Origin of the sequence: Pedobacter nototheniae, assembly GCF_032678625.1 — a bacterium.
Lineage (GTDB): Bacteria > Bacteroidota > Bacteroidia > Sphingobacteriales > Sphingobacteriaceae > Pedobacter > Pedobacter nototheniae_A.
The window spans coordinates 62959-80998 of sequence record NZ_JAVTSO010000009.1 but is presented as its reverse complement, the minus strand read 5'-3'; the positions used below and the strand labels follow the sequence as shown (position 1 = coordinate 80998).

8 protein-coding genes are annotated in these 18040 nt (G+C 39.4%); all 8 read left to right on the top strand.

From position 1 onward, the window contains the following. Positions 1–249: 249 nt before the first annotated feature. The 8 genes from R2Q77_RS19845 to R2Q77_RS19810 all read left to right on the top strand — a co-directional run bounded on the left by R2Q77_RS19845 (position 250) and on the right by R2Q77_RS19810 (position 18017). Positions 250–3402, top strand: a complete 3153-nt coding sequence (locus R2Q77_RS19845; protein WP_316805450.1) for a TonB-dependent receptor — start codon at positions 250–252, stop codon at positions 3400–3402. 4 nt (positions 3403–3406) lie between these two features. Continuing rightward, positions 3407–5122: a RagB/SusD family nutrient uptake outer membrane protein gene (locus R2Q77_RS19840; protein WP_316805449.1), complete on the top strand. Its 1716-nt coding sequence runs from the start codon at positions 3407–3409 to the stop codon at positions 5120–5122. Positions 5123–5158: 36 nt separating this feature from the next. Beyond that, complete coding sequence (locus tag R2Q77_RS19835; RefSeq protein ID WP_316805448.1) at positions 5159–8257, top strand: TonB-dependent receptor; 3099 nt, start codon at positions 5159–5161, stop codon at positions 8255–8257. Positions 8258–8268: 11 nt separating this feature from the next. Continuing rightward, positions 8269–9990, top strand: coding sequence for a RagB/SusD family nutrient uptake outer membrane protein (locus R2Q77_RS19830; RefSeq protein ID WP_316805447.1), 1722 nt, complete (start codon positions 8269–8271; stop codon positions 9988–9990). A gap of 106 nt (positions 9991–10096) precedes the next feature. After that, positions 10097–11926, top strand: a complete 1830-nt coding sequence (locus R2Q77_RS19825) for a glycoside hydrolase family 2 TIM barrel-domain containing protein (RefSeq protein WP_316805446.1) — start codon at positions 10097–10099, stop codon at positions 11924–11926. Between the two features lies 1 nt (position 11927). Further along, entirely contained in the window at positions 11928–13076 is a 1149-nt protein-coding gene (locus R2Q77_RS19820) for an endo-1,4-beta-xylanase (RefSeq protein WP_316805445.1), read from the top strand. A gap of 7 nt (positions 13077–13083) precedes the next feature. Continuing rightward, complete coding sequence (gene bglX, locus R2Q77_RS19815; RefSeq protein WP_316805444.1) at positions 13084–15303, top strand: beta-glucosidase BglX; 2220 nt, start codon at positions 13084–13086, stop codon at positions 15301–15303. A 47-nt stretch (positions 15304–15350) separates the two neighbouring features. Beyond that, positions 15351–18017, top strand: coding sequence for a glycoside hydrolase family 2 TIM barrel-domain containing protein (locus R2Q77_RS19810; RefSeq protein WP_316805443.1), 2667 nt, complete (start codon positions 15351–15353; stop codon positions 18015–18017). Positions 18018–18040: the final 23 nt, after the last annotated feature.

Here is an 18040-nt window from a genome sequence, read left to right as displayed (position 1 = left end):
AGCTACTCGCTACATCAATTAATGAAATTATAAACGCTACTAAGCTGCTATACTTCAACCAAACAAACAACAATCTTATAGAAGCCGGTTTTAAAAAATCCTGATCCTTTTAGAAAAAAAGCAGAATATAAGCTTCGGTTTATATCAAAATAGCCTATTGTATTATTAAGATAGATATTGATTTTCAGTATCCTATAGAATTTTAGTGCATTAAATTTTTAACCAAATAGATTTAATATTTAAACAATTATGGATAGACTTTACATTTTGAAAAGGGTTTTGCCGTCTTTTAAATTTGAGCTTTCTCAAAAGACCAGGATCTTTTATTCATTAACTTTCCTTTTTCTTTTTACCTGTACGTTTGCATTTGCGCAAATAACCATCAGTGGTACAGTAAAAGACAATAAAGGCGTAACCCTGCCTGGGGTAAGCGTAAGGGTTAAGGGCACACAAACCGGTGCTGTGACAGATGAAAACGGACGATTTTCGATTAAAGCGGCTGAAAATGCAGCTTTGGTTTTTACCTATATAGGTTTTACAACAAAAGAAATTCAGGTCAATAACAAATCCACTTTTACGGTTGTTCTGGAAGACGATTCGCAGGGTTTAGATGAGGTTGTGGTTGTGGGTTATGGAGCGCAAAAGAAATCGACTTTAACCGGAGCTGTTGCACAAATTAGTGCAGAGGAGATTATGAAATCGCCGACACCAAATCCGACAAACAGCTTAATTGGAAGGTTGCCAGGATTATTGGCCGTACAAACCAGCGGACAGCCGGGCGCCGATGGTGCTGCATTGAAAGTAAGGGGGGTGGCAACCTATGGGGTCAACAATTCGGCCATTGTGGTGGTTGATGGAATTGAGCGCCCCAGTTTTTCTGATGTGGATGCCAGTGAAATTGAAACCGTAACTGTATTAAAAGATGCGGCATCTACTGCTATTTATGGTATTAGAGGCGCAAATGGTATTATTGTAATTACCACCAAACAAGGTAAAATAGGAAAGCCAAAAGTTACGTATACAGGCAACTATGCTTTACAAACTTATACCGGTCTGGCCATAGGGCTTCCGGCATTTGAAAATGCATCATTGTTAAACCAGTCGTATGTTAACGATGGAAAGGCACCTTTTTTCTCTGCTGCTGAATTGCAGAAGTTTCAAGACGGATCAGACCCAATTGGTTATCCGAATGTACAATGGTTTGATTTTTTAACTAAAAAGTTTTACTCCCAAACACAGCATAATATAAATATTAGCGGCGGAACTAAAATTGCCAAGTATTTTGTTTCTGCAGGTTATGCTTTTCAGGATGGTATTTTTAAGAAATTTGATTCTCCATATGGGATTAATACCGTACCTAATTATAACCGTTACAATTTTCGTTCAAACGTTGATTTAACATTTAATAAAGATTTTACAGTTGGCATTAAATTAGGCGGTCGTTTTTCTGACCGTTATCAGCCTGCTGGATTAAAATCTTCTTCAGCTTTCTCTTATGATACAATAGAAGGAATGATCTCCCGTATTTTGCAGGTGCCTTCTTATGCTTACCCGGTTACCCTTCCCGATGGCAGGATTACCGCCAACCCCAACATAGGTACCAATATCTGGAATCCATATGCGGTATTAACCCGTTTTGGAACCCGTAATGATAATACCAACACCATTGAAAGTACTTTTAACCTGAATTATAAATTAGGGTTTATTACCAAAGGCCTGGCTTTTAAAACCACTTTTGGTTACGATTCTTACTATAACAATATTGAAAGAAGGAATGCAAACTGGGCTGCATACGTTTATAATCCTTCTACTGGTGCTGCAACTTTATCAACCGATACGCGTAACCGTGATGAGCCTTTGGGTTCGGTGCAGGATGGTGGGGTAACTGAGGGCAGTACCAATATGAACCTGCAAACGGGTTTTGATTATAACCGCAGTTTTGGTAAACATAATATTGGGGCTTTGGTTTTAGGTACCCGCCAGTTGGTTAGATCGACAGGAACTACAACATTTACAGCTCCGCCAAGAGCAACGCAAGGTTTGGCAAGTCGTGTAACCTATAATTACGGCGAGCGTTATTTTGCAGAGTTTAATGCTTCATACAATGGATCAGAAAACTTTGCGCCTGGTCTTCGTTACGGTTTTTTTCCGGCAGTATCAGCAGGCTGGACATTAACCAACGAATCTTTCTGGAAAAAGAATGATGTTTTAACTTATTTCAAAATAAGAGGTAGTTATGGTTTGGTGGGTAACGATAAGATTTCTGATAACCGCTTTTTATTCTTAACCAGTTATGGGTCTGTGCCAACAACGGTATTTCCGGCTTTACTGTTCGGTAACCCCAATTCGCCAACAACTTATCCAACCATTTACATTGGCGATACCGCCCTGGGTAATGACAACGTAACCTGGGAAACCGGTACTAAAAGAAATATAGGTTTTGAAGCCCGTATGCTAAAAGATAACCTCCGTTTAACGGTTGATCTTTTTGACGAAACCCGTAGAGATATTTTAACCACACCTTTAAGCGGCTCGGCCCTTTTTGGCCACGTATATCCTAATTTAAATAAAGGGGTAGTGTATAATAAGGGTTACGAGATTGAGGTCGATTACCAAAAACAAGTTGGCGCAGTTACCTTAGGGATTAATGCACAATTGAGTTATGCTAAAAATAAAATTCTGGAAAATGATGAACCCGACGGGCTGCCTTTTTCTTTAGCAAGAAAAGGTACAAGCGTAGGACAGTTTTTTGGCTACAAAACCGATGGGTTCTTTCAATCGGCGGCTGATATTGCTGCTTCGCCAAAACTGGCAGGTTATAACCCAATTCCCGGCGATTTAAAGTTTAAAGATTTAGATGGTGATGGGGTAATTACCAACCTTGATCAGGATAAAATTGGTTACACCAACACACCGGAATATGTGTATAGTTTCAGTCCGCGTGTTATTTACAAAGGATTTACGCTATCGGTATTATTTCAGGGGGTTGCACACGTAAGTTCAAATGTTATTTTAAATGAGCAAAATAACGGGCAACAAATGTATCCGTTTATGATGGATGCCTGGACACCTGCAAATGCAGCAACAGCAACCTGGCCAGCTTTGCATGCCAGGGGAACCGCATCTTTAAATTATGCTTTGAATGATTTTACCCTGCAAAACTCTGCTTATCTGAAAATCAGAAATGTCGAATTATCATGGAACCTTCCAAAACAATGGCTAAGCGCCTTAAAAGTAAGTAACATAAGGCTTTTCCTTCAAGGGCAGAATATTTATACCTGGACAAAATATAAGTTTTATGTCGATCCTGAGAATGTGAATACGGTAAATACGGCTTTCCCACTGCAAGCGCTTTATCCAACTTCAAAGGTTTACAATTTTGGTTTAAACGTTCAATTTTAAGAAAATGAAACACTTTAAAATATACACAGCAATTGCATTATTAACCTTGTTTTCGGTTTCCTGCAAAAAGGATTATCTGGAAAGAACACCAGGTGTTGCTTTAAGTGAAGATGATATTTTTGCAGATCCGACACAAGCTGCGAGATTTGCTGATAATGCCTATAATTATCAGATTACCAAGTATGTAAGGTTTAACGATCACCGTGGTTGTACTGCGCAGGCGTCAGATGAGGCGGTTTCAGGAAACTCTGAAGGAACGGTAACTACATTAAACCGTGGTTTATATCACGATCATTCTAACGGAGCCTCACTAAATGATATTTACGACATCTGGAAAAGAATGTATGCAGGTATTGCCATTGAAACTAAAATGCTGGCCCGTATTGGCGAAGTACCACCTGCACCACCTGCAACTGTTCCTATTTTTCAACCGGCAAGAGTAGAAGGAGAAATGCGCTATTTAAGAGCCATGTCTTACTTTGAGCTAACCAAAAGATTTGGTGGTGTGCCAATTGTTGATAAGGTTTATAAAGTAAATGATGAATTAAATTTACCCCGCAATACTTTTGATGAGGTAACTAAATACATTTTAAATGATTTAACCATTGCCGAAGCAAAGCTGGGTAATGATGCCGATTATCTTGCTTCTGATTATGGCCGTGCCACAAAAGGTGCTGCACAGGCGTTAAGAGCAAGGGTTTTGTTGTATGCAGCCAGTCCGTTAAACAATCCCTCGGGCGATAAAACCAAATGGCAGGCCGCTGTTGATGCTGCAAAAGTATTAATGGATGGAAGGTATGCTTTACAAGCTACTTATGGTGATATTTTAAACGTTCCGAATTCGCCAGAATACATTATGATTAAAATTAAGGGCAATACGCCTTTATCCGGAGAGATGATGCAGGATTTTTCAATGTCGCCAGGTTCTGGTGGTGCACAGGGGCAAATGAATCCAACACAAAACCATGTAGATATGTACGAAATGGCTAATGGAAAATCAATTACAGATCCTACATCAGGTTACAATCCTCAAAAACCTTATGAAGGCCGTGAGCCTCGTTTTTACAACAATATTATTTATAACGATTTACCTTGGCAGGGTGGTAAAATAGAAATGTGGACGACCACCGCTGCTGATGGAAAAACGCTTTTTGGTAAAGATTACAACACAACAATTACCTACACGGCTACCCGCTATTACTGCAAAAAATACTGGCCTGAGGTTTATAGAACCGTTGGCGGAAGTACCACTTTATTAAATTATATCTATTTCCGTTATGCAGAAATTTTACTGAATTATGCAGAGGCCCAAAATGAGGCAGTTGGCCCTGATGATAGCGTTTACGATCAATTAATTGCCATTCGCCGTAGAGCGGGAATAACCCAGGGAACAGGCAGATATGGTTTTGGATTGAAAGAAAACATGACGCAAAGCGAAATGCGTGAAGTGATTAGACATGAGCGTGCTATTGAACTTGCTTACGAGGATCACCGCTGGTATGACATCATGCGCTGGAAAATTGGTGCAACTACAATTGGCGTACCTATGAAAGGGATGGATGTAGTTAAAAAATCGGACGGCAGTTTTGTGTATACGCCTTTTGTGTTAACCTCTACTTTCCAGAAAAGCTGGAGAGAAGCACAGAATTTATACCCTATTCCAAGAGCTGAAATTTATAAAAGCAAGGGTGTACTTACACAAAATCCAGGTTGGGAATAGTCGGTTAATCAATATAACGCTAAAGATTTATTTGATATGAAATTATTAAAATCAAAATATATAGTTTGTTTGCTTTTTTTATGGGCAGGCATGCTAAACGTTTACGGGCAAACCCCCGATGAAGAAATAACGGTTACCGGGAAGGTTGTAGATCAGGATAAGAAAGCGATGCCTGGTGTTGCCATTTCCATTCAGGAAGATAAAACCAATAAAACAATTACCACCGGGGCCGATGGAAGTTTTAGCATGGAAGCCAGTACCAGTGATGTACTTGTATTTAAATATGTAGGTTACCGGATGGTGTTAAAACCAGCCGGAGAGGTAAGCAGAGGAGATATTGTATTAATTAAAGCTTTAATTGATGCAGGCGATGATGATGATGTATATATTCCCTTTGGTGTAAGAAAAAGAAGAGAGGTTACCGCAACCATCAGTACCATTCGTGCCGAAAATTTGCCTCAGATTCCTTCATCATCTTTAACCAATGTATTTACAGGAAGGCTACCGGGACTGGCTATTTACCCAAGTGGTTCTCAGCAACCAGGTTATGATGCCTCGAGCTTTTTAGTACGCGGGCGTTCTTCTTACAACAGCAATCAGGAACCCTTGGTTTTGGTTGATGGAATTGAGCGTAGTTTTAGCGCCATGGATTTAGGCGAGATTGAAAGCGTAAGTGTACTTAAAGATGCAGCAACTTTGGCCTGGTATGGTATGTATGCCGCAAATGGAGTAATTTATGTAAAAACACGCCGCGGAAGTGCTACATCAACAAAAGTAACTTTTGATGCCCAGGCAGGTTTGCAGGCACCATTACAAGTTACCCAACCCTTAGATGCATATTCTTATGCAACCTTATATAATGAAGCATCTATAAATAGTGGCGGAACGGCGTTTTATACACCAGAAGCATTACAAGCCTATCAAACAGGTTCTGATCCGATAAAATACCCTAACAATAATTTTGTTAAAGATTTTACCAAAAGCGTGGCGCCAACGCAGCGTTATGTTGCAACAGTAACTGGTGGAAATGCTTTTATTAAATATTATACCTTATTAAGTGCTTATCAGCAAGGTGGTTTTTATAAAGGTGGCACAAACGATGCTTACAATGCCAATACCGATTTTAACCGGTATAATTTAAGAACCAATTTAGATTTACATGTGAGTAAAAACCTGGATGTAGCTTTAGATGTTGGTGGAAGGATAACAAATCTTACTTTCCCTAATGCAGGTACGGGTAATTTCTTAAGCACTGTTTACTCTACTCCGGCAAATGCTTTTCCGGTTGTAAATCCTGACGGATCTTATGGCGGGACTTCAATTTTCACAAGTGCCAACCCTAAGGCTATGCTGGCATCGGGCGGAGCGAGTACCGATTTGGTTCGTAACATGATTGCCACCATAAGTGCCAAACAAAAAATGGATGGTATTTTAAAAGGATTATCTGGCGAGGTTTATTATGCTTACGATATTGCAGGTTTATACCGTTCGGGCTTTGCACAAACTTATTCCACTTCTGAGTTAAAACCCGATGGAACTTACACCAATTATGGTACGGCTACCAAAGCCAATTACCAGGCAAATGCTTTTTCGGGTAACATCAGAAAGAGTGAATTTTGGGCAGGTTTTGATTATAACAGAACATTTGGTAAGCATGATATTAAATTTACGACCAGAGTTTCGAGAGCAAACTATTCTTCTTTCGGTAGTTTAGATGTGCGCAGAGAAGGTTGGTCTAACCGTTTATCATACAATTTTATTCAGCGTTACTTTGTAGATTTAACCGCCTCGTATTCAGGATCAGAAAACTTTGCACCAGGCTCGAGATACGGATTTTTTCCGGCTGCATCTGCGGGATGGATTATTTCTGACGAAGATTTTATGAAAGGTTCAACAGGCTTTCTTGATTTCTTAAAAATCAGAGGCTCTTACGGTCTTGTAGGTAATGATGCCATTGGAAATGCCCGCAGGTTTGCGTACAACGATTTCTTTAGCAGGAGTACAACCGGATATACTTTCGGCACCTCTTATGCAGGCGTGGGCGGAACGGGTCAGCTTGCTTTGGCTAATCCATTTTTAACCTGGGAAAAAGCGTATAAAACCAGTGTAGGTTTTGATGCTAAATTATTCAGGCAATCACTTTCTATCAGTGCCGACTATTTTTACGAGGATAGAAAAGATTTAACTACACCTTCTTTATTACCCAGCATACTTGGCCAGAGTTTAATTTATGTAAATGAGGGCGAGGCTTCTTATAAAGGATTTGAAACCGGTATTAATTACAATAAGAAAATTGGTGGTGTAGATTTAAATATTTTTGGAAACTTTACGTATACCACCAGTAAAATATTAGCCGTAAATGAGGCTGCAAACCTTCCGGCGTACCAAAAAACGCTTGGTCACCCAATTTCGAGTATTATTGCCCCTTCTGCTACAGCTTCTACCAATCCGGGCTACATTAGTATGATGTTGATCTCTGATGGTGTTTTCCAAAATCAGGCACAGATTGATGCTTCACCAAAGCAACTTTTATCTAAAGATGTTAAGCCCGGCGATATTAAATATGTAGATATGAACGGGGATGGAGTAATTAATGATCTTGACCGTGTAAGAACCGATTTCAACTTTATACCTAAAGCTTTCTTTGGTTTTGGCGCTTCGGCAGCTTATCAAAATTTCGATATTAATTTCTTATTTCAAGGCACAGGCGGCCGTTCAATTTATATTCAGCAACTGGTTAATGCAGGTACAGCCAACAATGGTTACTTAAACCAGTTTAGCGTTGATAGATGGACACCATCCAATACCGGAGCACCTTATCCAAGATTATTATTAACCGATCGTGGAAATAATACTGCGCCATCAGATTTCTGGGTGCGCTCTGGTGATTATTTACGCTTGAAAAATATTGAACTTGGTTATACTTTGCCCTCATCGTTTACTAAAAAGTTAAGAATAGCACAGCTTAGATTTTATGCTGGCGGTTTAAACTTATTAACCTTCGATAAGCTAAAAGGACTTCCTGTTGATCCGGAATTACCTGAATCAGGTTACGGTTCCACAATCAATGGTACATCAAGCGCATCGTATCCATATATGAAAATCTATTCGTTTGGTATGAACTTGAAATTTTAAAAGATAAGAAAATGAAAAAAAATATATTTTATCTGGTTCTTACTGTTGTGGCAATTGGCTTGGCAGCATGTAAAAAAGATGGTTTTCTTCAAGATGGATCATTTAGTGGTGGTAATGATGTTACCGAAGCACAGTTATGGGCCAATCCTGATTATGCCCGTAATTTTTTAAATAATGTGTACTCCGTACTTTCCGATCGTTATAATTTGGATAATGGCGGTGCTTTGCTGGCGTCAGGCACTGATGAAGCGGTAAACTCCAACCAAAACTCATCCATAAGCATTTTAAATAATGGCAGCTGGAGCCCTTCAAAAACATTTGATGATGTTTATTCTGATATGTATGTAGGCATTCGTAAAGCCAACACGTTTTTAGAGAAAGCAAACGGAAGTGCAATTATTCCTTTAGATGAATTGCTGCCGGCAAATGTGCCTGCAAATCAAACTTACGAAGCACAAATAGAGCGTTTACGTGGACAGGCTTTCTTTTTGAGAGCGTTTTTTGAGTTTGAACTGGTAAAGCGTTATGGAAGTATGATTTTAGTTACGCATACTCTGAGTGTAACTGATAAACTGGATTTACCAAGAAACAGCTTTGATGAATGTGTAAAGCAAATTGCTGCTGATTGTGACGAAGCCATTGCAAGGTTACCATTATCGCCAACAGAATGGAATACCACAAACAGGGGTAGAGCTACACAAACTGCCGCCATGGCATTAAAAGCAAGGTTATTGTTGTACGCAGCAAGTCCGCAATACAACCCATCGGGCGATGTTACAAAATGGCAGGCTGCAGCAGATGCTGCAAAACGCCTTATGGATACAGGTAAACATAGCATTTATACTTCATATCCTAATATTTGGTTGTGGAATAATGGTGCATTTAATAACGAAACCATTTTTGCAACTGTAGCAACAAGTCGTAATGATATTGAGGTAAATAATGCACCTGTAAGTTACGATGCTGCCAATGGCCGTACCAACCCAACACAGGAATTGGTTGATGCATTTGAAATGAAAACAACTGGCAGGGCAATTACTGATGGAGCTTCGGGCTACGCGGCAAATAATCCATACAACAATCGTGATCCACGTTTAAATTTTGCTGTTATGTACAATGGTTCAACTTTTAAAAGTAAAACTGTAGATACATATGTTGGTGGTAAAGATGGTTTAAATTTAAACGTAAATGCAACCAAAACAGGTTATTATATGCGTAAATATCTAAGCGAAAACGCATCGTGGGCAGGTACGGCAGCAAGCGTTCGCCGCCCGTGGATATTTTTTAGATATGCGGAGGTATTATTAAACTATGCTGAGGCTTTAAATGAAGCACAGGGCGCTGGCCAGGTGACTGAAATTTTAAGGGTTTTAAATCAGATCAGAGATAGAACGGGTGTTAAAATGCCCCTTTTACAAAATACTAATCCGGCAGGTAATGCGTATGTGGCTGCCACAAAAGAAGAATTGCGTAAACGTATTCATAACGAACGCAGGGTAGAATTATGTTTTGAAGAGCATCGTTTCTATGATGTGCGTAGATGGAAAGAAGGAGAAACAACTTTTAATAAGCCTGTTAGCGGAATGAAGATTGTTCAACTTACACCTACAACCTATAGTTACACGCCATTTACAGTAGAAAACAGAACTTTTACACCTAAAAATTATTTATATCCGATTTCACAAAATGAATTAAACAAAGCTCCGGCCTTAGGCCAAAATACGGGCTATTAATGTAACAAACTAAATTTTGCTCGAATTTAGGCGGCCGGTGGAAACACTGGCCGTAAATTAATTGTTAGTTTTAGAACTTCAATTATTTAAAGCTAAAAAACACGTTATGTCAAAATTGATCTTTAGAGTATTTATAATTTGCCTCTCGCTTTTTTCGTCAGTTAGTTTCGCCCAGATAAGCGCTGTTCAAAACATCCAGGCACGCAAAATTTTAAGCCTGAATGGTAAGTGGAATTATATTATAGACCCTTACGAAAACGGTTATTACGATTACAGGCACGATCCATTCGACCAATCTAAAACCGGAACCGGAGGTTTTTTTGATGATAAAGTACAAAAAGATAAATCTGAGTTAATTGAATATAATTTCGATTTATCACCACAGATGAGTGTTCCCGGCGACTGGAATTCACAATCAGAAAAGCTCGAGCTTTATGAAGGTACCATTTGGCTGCGAAGAAAGTTTAATGCAACACCAGAAAATGGTAAACGATATGTAATTTATTTCGCTGCAGTAAATTATGAATCGCACATTTACCTGAACGGTAAGAAATTAGGTGTTCATAAAGGTGGTTTTACACCTTTTCAGTTTGAAGTAACCGGAAAACTGAACAAAGGAGAAAATTCTTTGGTTGTTAAAGCCGATAACACCCGTAAACAAGATGAAATCCCTACGGTTAACACCGATTGGTGGAATTATGGTGGGATTACCCGGGATGTATTTTTAGCCGAATTACCTGATCATTACATTAACGATTATAAATTACAACTTTCAAAAGGACGCAACAATACCATTAATTTTTCGGTTAAACTGATTGATGCTTTTGCCGGCCAGGAAATTACCCTAAGTATTCCTGAATTAAAACTGGAGAAAAAATATAAAACGGATTCGGAAGGGAAAATTTCCGACGAATTTATCTGGAATAACCTGAGCCTTTGGTCGCCCGAAAATCCAAAGCTTTATGCGGTTAATATTAAATCAGCTAACGAAAATATCCAGGATCAGATTGGTTTCAGAACCATTGAAGTGAAAGGCAACGATATTTTATTAAACGGAAAATCTGTTTTTTTAAGGGGAATATCCATTCATGATGAAAACCCTTTACTTGCAGGCAGACTCCGTTCTGAAGGCGATATGCGCATGATGCTGCAATGGGCAAAAGATATGAACTGCAATTATGTTCGCCTTGCGCATTACCCGCACAACGAAGAAATGGTGCGCTTAGCCGATGAAATGGGCTTATTGGTTTGGGCAGAAGTTCCGGTTTACTGGACCATCAGCTGGGAAAACCCGGCAACTTATGCCAATGCAAAACAACAGTTAACAGATCTTATCTTAAGAGATAAAAACCGCGCAAGCGTTATGGTATGGTCTATTGGTAACGAAACACCGTTAAGTACACCGCGTTTAAATTTTATGAGCAATTTAGCCGAAACCGCACGATCACTTGATGATACGCGTTTGGTTGCAGCCGCACTCGAAGTTCACCGCGATGGCAATACCATTGTTTTGAATGATCCTTTGGGCGAAAAAATTGATTTGGTAAGTTTTAATGAATATGCGGGCTGGTATTGGGGTGGTACACCTTCAGAAATTACAAAATACAGTTTCAATATTAAATACAATAAACCCGTGGTAATTACAGAGTTTGGTGGCGATGCTTTGGGTGGTTTTCATGCCGATGAAAATACCCGATGGAGTGAAGAATACCAGGAATCACTTTACAAAAACCAAATTACCATGCTTACTAAAATTGAAGCATTACGTGGGATGACCCCCTGGATTTTAACCGATTTCAGATCGCCAAGAAGACAGCACCCTGTTTACCAGAATTTTTGGAACCGTAAAGGTTTAATCAGCGAAACCGGTAAAAAGAAAAAAGCATTTTTTGTACTCAAAGATTTTTATAACCAAATGCAAATAAAATATAAATAACATGGGCCCTTTAACAATCATCTCACTTGTAACTAATTCTTTTTTAGCACTTGTCGCTTCAGTGTATAGCATCATTAGGTTTAAAAGTCCTTTTGTGTTTCTATTTGTTGTTTTACTGATTACAACAGCCTGTTCTAAAAGAGGATTTACCAGTATCGAACCTGTTGCAGTAAAAGCAACTGTGGTAGAAAATACATTGCAAAAAGATATGCCTTTTGCAATGGGTGCTGCAATTAATGTGAGTTTGTTAAAGGGAAATGCCAATTACCGTAATTTAGTGCTTAAAGAGTTTAATAGTGTAACAGCAGAAAATGCAATGAAATTTGCATCCCTGCACCCCTCAAAAGATACCTACACCTGGTCTGATGCAGATTACCTAGTTGATTTTGCCAAAGCCAATGGAAAGCGAATTCACGGACATACTTTAAACTGGTATAAATCACTGCCCGATTGGGTAAATAACTTTCAGGGCACAACTGCCGAATGGGAAAATTTGTTGAAAACGCATATTCAAACCGTGGTTGGTCATTTTAAAGGCAAGGTTGTTTCATGGGATGTGGTAAACGAAGCCATCAATGATGATGGTACCATAAGAAATAGCATTTGGGTTCAAAAACTTGGTGTTGACTATATTGGCCGTGCATTTCAGTATGCGCACGAAGCCGACCCGGATGCTTTACTTTTTTACAATGATTATGGACATGAATATGGGCCAACCAAAAGAACCGCTATTTTAAATCTGGTAACTGGTTTGAAAAATAAAGGTATCCCAATTGATGGGATAGGTTTGCAAATGCATACCCGCGTTACACAATCGGATGCTAATTTGGCAGCAGCCATTAATACAGCGGCCGCAACAGGGTTAAAAATCCATATTTCTGAATTGGATATCGCTCTAAATCCAGATAATATACAAACCATGACTTATACAACTGCATTAGGTGATTTGCAGGCAGAAAAATATAAAGCAATTGTTAAAGCTTATAATGCCATTCCTAAAAGCCAGCAGTTTGGTATAACCACCTGGAATGTAACCGATGGCGATAGCTGGATTCCTTCAAATTATAACCGCCCGGACTGGCCTTTGCCTTTTGATGCACAATATCAGCGCAAGGCAGCTTACCAGGGTATTTTAGATGGCGCAAAATAAATTAAACATGAAACAGTATTTACCCTTAGCCCTTATTTTATCCCTGTCTTTTTCTGTTGCTTCGGCACAGGATAAGAAGATTGAAAAAAAAATTGATTCTGTTTTAAAACTGATGACACTGGATGAAAAAATCGGCCAGCTTAATCAATATACCGGAGATCGTGATGCCACGGGCCCGATTACGAACAATCCAAATAAATTAAAGGATATAAAAGATGGTAAACTGGGCTCCATGCTCAATGTACGTGGAGCGAAAGAAACCCGCGAGGTACAGGAAGTAGCCCTGCAATCAAGAATGAAAATTCCATTGATTTTTGGCCTGGATGTAATTCATGGCTATCGGGTAACCTTTCCAATTCCTTTAGCAGAAGCGGCCAGCTGGGATATGGCTGCAATAGAAAACGGAGCAAGGGTAGCTGCCAGAGAAACCGCTGCATCAGGCGTACACTGGACTTTTGCGCCAATGGTTGATATTGCCCGCGATCCGCGCTGGGGGCGTGTAATGGAAGGGGCCGGAGAAGATACCTACCTGGGCTCGCAAATTGCAAGAGCAAGAGTTAAAGGTTTTCAGGGTAAAGGTTTAGGTAACCTGGATGCTGTTATGGCTTGTGCCAAGCATTTTGCAGCGTATGGTGCGGCCATTGCCGGAAGAGATTATAATGCAGTTGATATGAGCGAACATACGCTTTGGGAAGTATATTTGCCGCCATTTAAAGCTGCGTTAGATGCCGGAGCCGCAACTTTTATGAATTCTTTTAATACGCTAAATGGCGTTCCGGCAACGGGGAGTAGTTATTTGCAACGTGATATTTTAAAAGGCCAGTGGAAATACACCGGTTTTGTGGTGAGTGATTGGGGTTCGATTGGCGAGATGATTGCGCATGGTTACGCCAAAGATAAATCGCAGGCTGCCGAGCTGGCCATTAAAGCCGGAAGCGACATGGATATGGAAAGCAGAAGTTACCTGCCAAGTTTGGCTAAACTGGTAGCGGATAAAAAAGTACCGGTGGCTTTAATTGATGATGCCGTTAGAAGAATTTTACGCAAGAAATTTGAATTGGGCCTGTTTGATGATCCTTATCGTTTTAGCAGCGAAAGCCGCCAGGAAAAGGAATTAAATTCGCCTCAAAACCGGAAAGATGCTTTGCAAATGGCCGAAAAAAGTATAGTATTGCTCAAAAATGAAAACCAGGTTTTACCACTTTCTAAAAGCTTAAAAAAGATTGCTGTAATTGGTCCGCTTGGTAAATCTGAAAAAGACATGCAGGGTTTCTGGTCAATTCAATGGCAAAATGATAACCTGGTTTCCTTATACCAGGGATTGAAAAATAAAGTTGGCAATCACACCGAATTGTTATACGCTAAAGGTTGCGAAATAGAGGGGAACTCTACCGCAGGTTTTGCTGAAGCTGTTGAAACGGCTAAACAGGCTGATGTAGTGATTATGGCCGTAGGCGAAACGCTCGATATGAGTGGTGAGGCCAAAAGTAAAGCCAATATTCATATTCCAGGTGTACAAGAAGATTTAATTAAAGCCATTCAGGCTACAGGAAAACCAGTTGTGGTGTTGTTAATGGCTGGTCGCCCTTTAATTTTTAACTGGACAGCCGATCACGTTCCCACCATTATGTACACCTGGTGGTTAGGCAGTGAAGCTGGAACTGCAATGGCCAACGTGCTTTATGGTGATTATAATCCGGCAGGTAAATTACCAATGACTTTTCCGCGTGATGAGGGACAGATTCCACTTTATTACAATTATTTGAGCACAGGTCGTCCGGCCAAAAATGACCAGGATACACGCTATCGTTCTGCTTATTTAGATATGCCCAACAGCCCTAAATTTGCTTTTGGTTACGGTTTAAGTTACACCACTTTTGATTACAGTAATTTGGTTTTAAGTAAAACAGAAATGAGCATGAATGAGCAGATTTCGGTTTCCTTTACACTTAAAAACACCGGTAAATATGATGGCGAGGAAGTAGCTCAATTGTATTTGCAAGATAAATTTGCATCTGTAGTGCGCCCGGTTAAAGAGCTTAAAGATTTTCAGAAAGTGATGTTAAAAGCGGGAGAAAGTAAAACAATCACTTTTACCATTAACCAGGAAAAACTTTCTTTTTACAATCAGCAATTGAAATGGGGAGCAGAACCGGGAGATTTTAAACTCATGATTGGTACGGCTTCCAATAATATTAAACTGGAAAAAGATTTTATACTAAAATAAACAAGGCAACAGCAAGACAAGAACTGTAGCAGAAAAATAAAATTTACATGTCGGGAAAAGGCGAGAAACACTTAGCATTGATTAAAATATTTTTATTTACACTTTTAATTTCAATCTGGAGCTTAACCAGCTTTGCGCAGGATGGAGGTAGAAAATTGATCAGTTTAAACGATCAATGGGAATTTCATAAAGAAAATGGAGCAACCGAAAAGGTAAACCTGCCCCATACCTGGAACGACAAAGATGTGATGGACGACGAGCCCGGCTATTATCGTGGCTTGGGTATTTATAAACGAAAACTGGTGCTTGACGAATCTGCGAAGGGAAAAGATATTTATTTGATTTTTAATGGTGTTGCCCAGGAAGCAGAAGTTTTTGTTAATGGCAAATCAGCAGGGAAGCACATTGGTAGCTATACGCGTTTTAGTGTAGCCATTACACCCTTTTTAAATTATAAAGAAGATGTGATAGAAGTTAGGGCAAATAACAGGTTTAATGAAGACATTCCGCCTTTAACCGCTGATTTTACTTTTTTCGGTGGCATATACCGCAATGTAAACCTGCTCATCACCAACCCGGTTCATTTTTCGCAAAAGGAAAATGGAAGTTCAGGTATTTTCATTACTACTCCTCAGGTTTCTGTTGCTACAGCAAAGGTGCAGGTTAAAAGTACAATTGAAAACTCATCTGCAACAGCAAAAAAAATTCAGGTTCAAACAACCATATTTAATGCACAGGGAAAGGAAGTTGCATCCCAAATTTCCGCCCTGAATATGCTTTCCGGAGGAAATAATACCATAGTTCAGGATTTAAATAATCTTAAACAACCTGAATTATGGTCGCCGGAAAATCCTTATCTGTATCGGGTAGTTACTAAAATTACAGATGCTAAAACTAAAACAGTATTGGATCAGGTTTCCAATCCATTAGGCTTCCGCTGGTTTAAATTTGATGCCAGTCAGGGGTTTTTTCTAAATGGTAAACCTTTAAAATTAATAGGGGCAAGCCGTCATCAGGATTATGAACACCTAGGCAATGCAACGCCCGATGCACTACAAACTAAAGATGTAGAATTGCTTAAAAATATGGGTGGTAACTTTTTAAGGGTGGCACATTATCCGCAAGATCCATTGGTACTCGAGGCCTGCGACCGTTTAGGTATTCTGGCTTCTGTAGAAATTCCGGTGGTAAACACCATTACCGAATCTGAAGCGTTTACCACAAACTGCCTGAATATGCAGGTAGAAATGATCAAACAGAATTTTAACCATCCAAGCATCATTATTTGGGCCTATATGAACGAAGTTTTATTGCGCACCAAGTTTGCGAATGATAAACCTCGTCAACAAATTTATTTTGATCATGTACGCGAACTTGCTCAAAAATTAGATGATTTAACCCGTAAAGAAGACCCTTCCCGTTATACATTGCTGGTTAACCACGGCGCCTGGGATATTTATAATAAAGTTGGTTTAACTAAAATTCCGATGATTGTTGGCTGGAACCTGTATTCAGGCTGGTATTCGGGTACCCCGGCCGATTTTGGCAAATTCCTCGATCGCCATCATAAGGAGCTTGCAGATAAACCTATGCTGGTTACCGAGTACGGTGCTGATGCCGATCCGCGTATCCGATCGTTTTCACCTGTACGTTTTGACAAAAGTGTGGAGTACGGCATTTATTTTAACCAGATCTATTTAAATGAAATGCTGAAACGTCCCTTTGTTAGTGGAGGAATAGCCTGGAATTTAGCTGATTTTAATTCAGAAACCCGTGAAGAAACCATGCCGCACATTAACAATAAAGGGCTTTTAACCATCGGCAGAATACCAAAGGATACTTATTTTCTGTATCAGGCCTATCTTGCTGATCAACCTTACCTAAAAATTACTTCTGCACAATGGAAGGACAGGACCGGTCTGGCCGATTCGGCAACGCTGGTTAGTACGCAGCCTGTACAGGTAGCAACCAATTTAAAATCAACTGAGTTGTTTTTGAACGGCAAAAGTTTGGGTATAAAAGAAGCTGTTGATCACATTTGTACCTGGCAGGTTCCTTTTACTGACGGCTTGAATCAATTGCGTGTAGTTGCGGGGAATAATAACGATCAGGCTGATATTAACTTTCAATTGCAGCCTTATCGTTTTGCAGATCAATCTGTTGTTTTTAAAAATATGAATGTTTTACTGGGATCGAAACGTTTTTACATTGATGAAAAACAACACCAGTTATGGATGCCCGATCAGCCTTACAGAAAAGGCTCATGGGGTTGGATTGGAGGCGAGCCTTATAAAGGAACCAATAACCGCATTACTTACGGTAGCGATAAAAATATTTTAGGTACAGATGATGACCCCATCTATCAAACCCAGCAAGTAGGTATACAGCAGTTTAAAATAGATGTTCCGGATGGAGAATATGAACTTTCATTGTATTTCGCCGAACTGGTTGGAGGCATTTCTAAAGAAGCTTTAGCCTACAATTTAGACAATACCCATAAAAAAGAAGTAGAAGAAAACCGGATTTTTAGTGTAAGCATAAACGGCACAAGCTTTTTAAACCAGATAAACCTTGCTAAAGATTTTGGTTATACTACTGCTATTAATAAAAAAACAAGCGTAACGGTTCAAAATGGAAAAGGAATAACCATTGATTTTAATGTGATTGAAGGTAAGGCTGTTTTAAACGCATTACAATTAAGAAAGGTTTATTAGTGTAATTGATTTTACCCGATTTA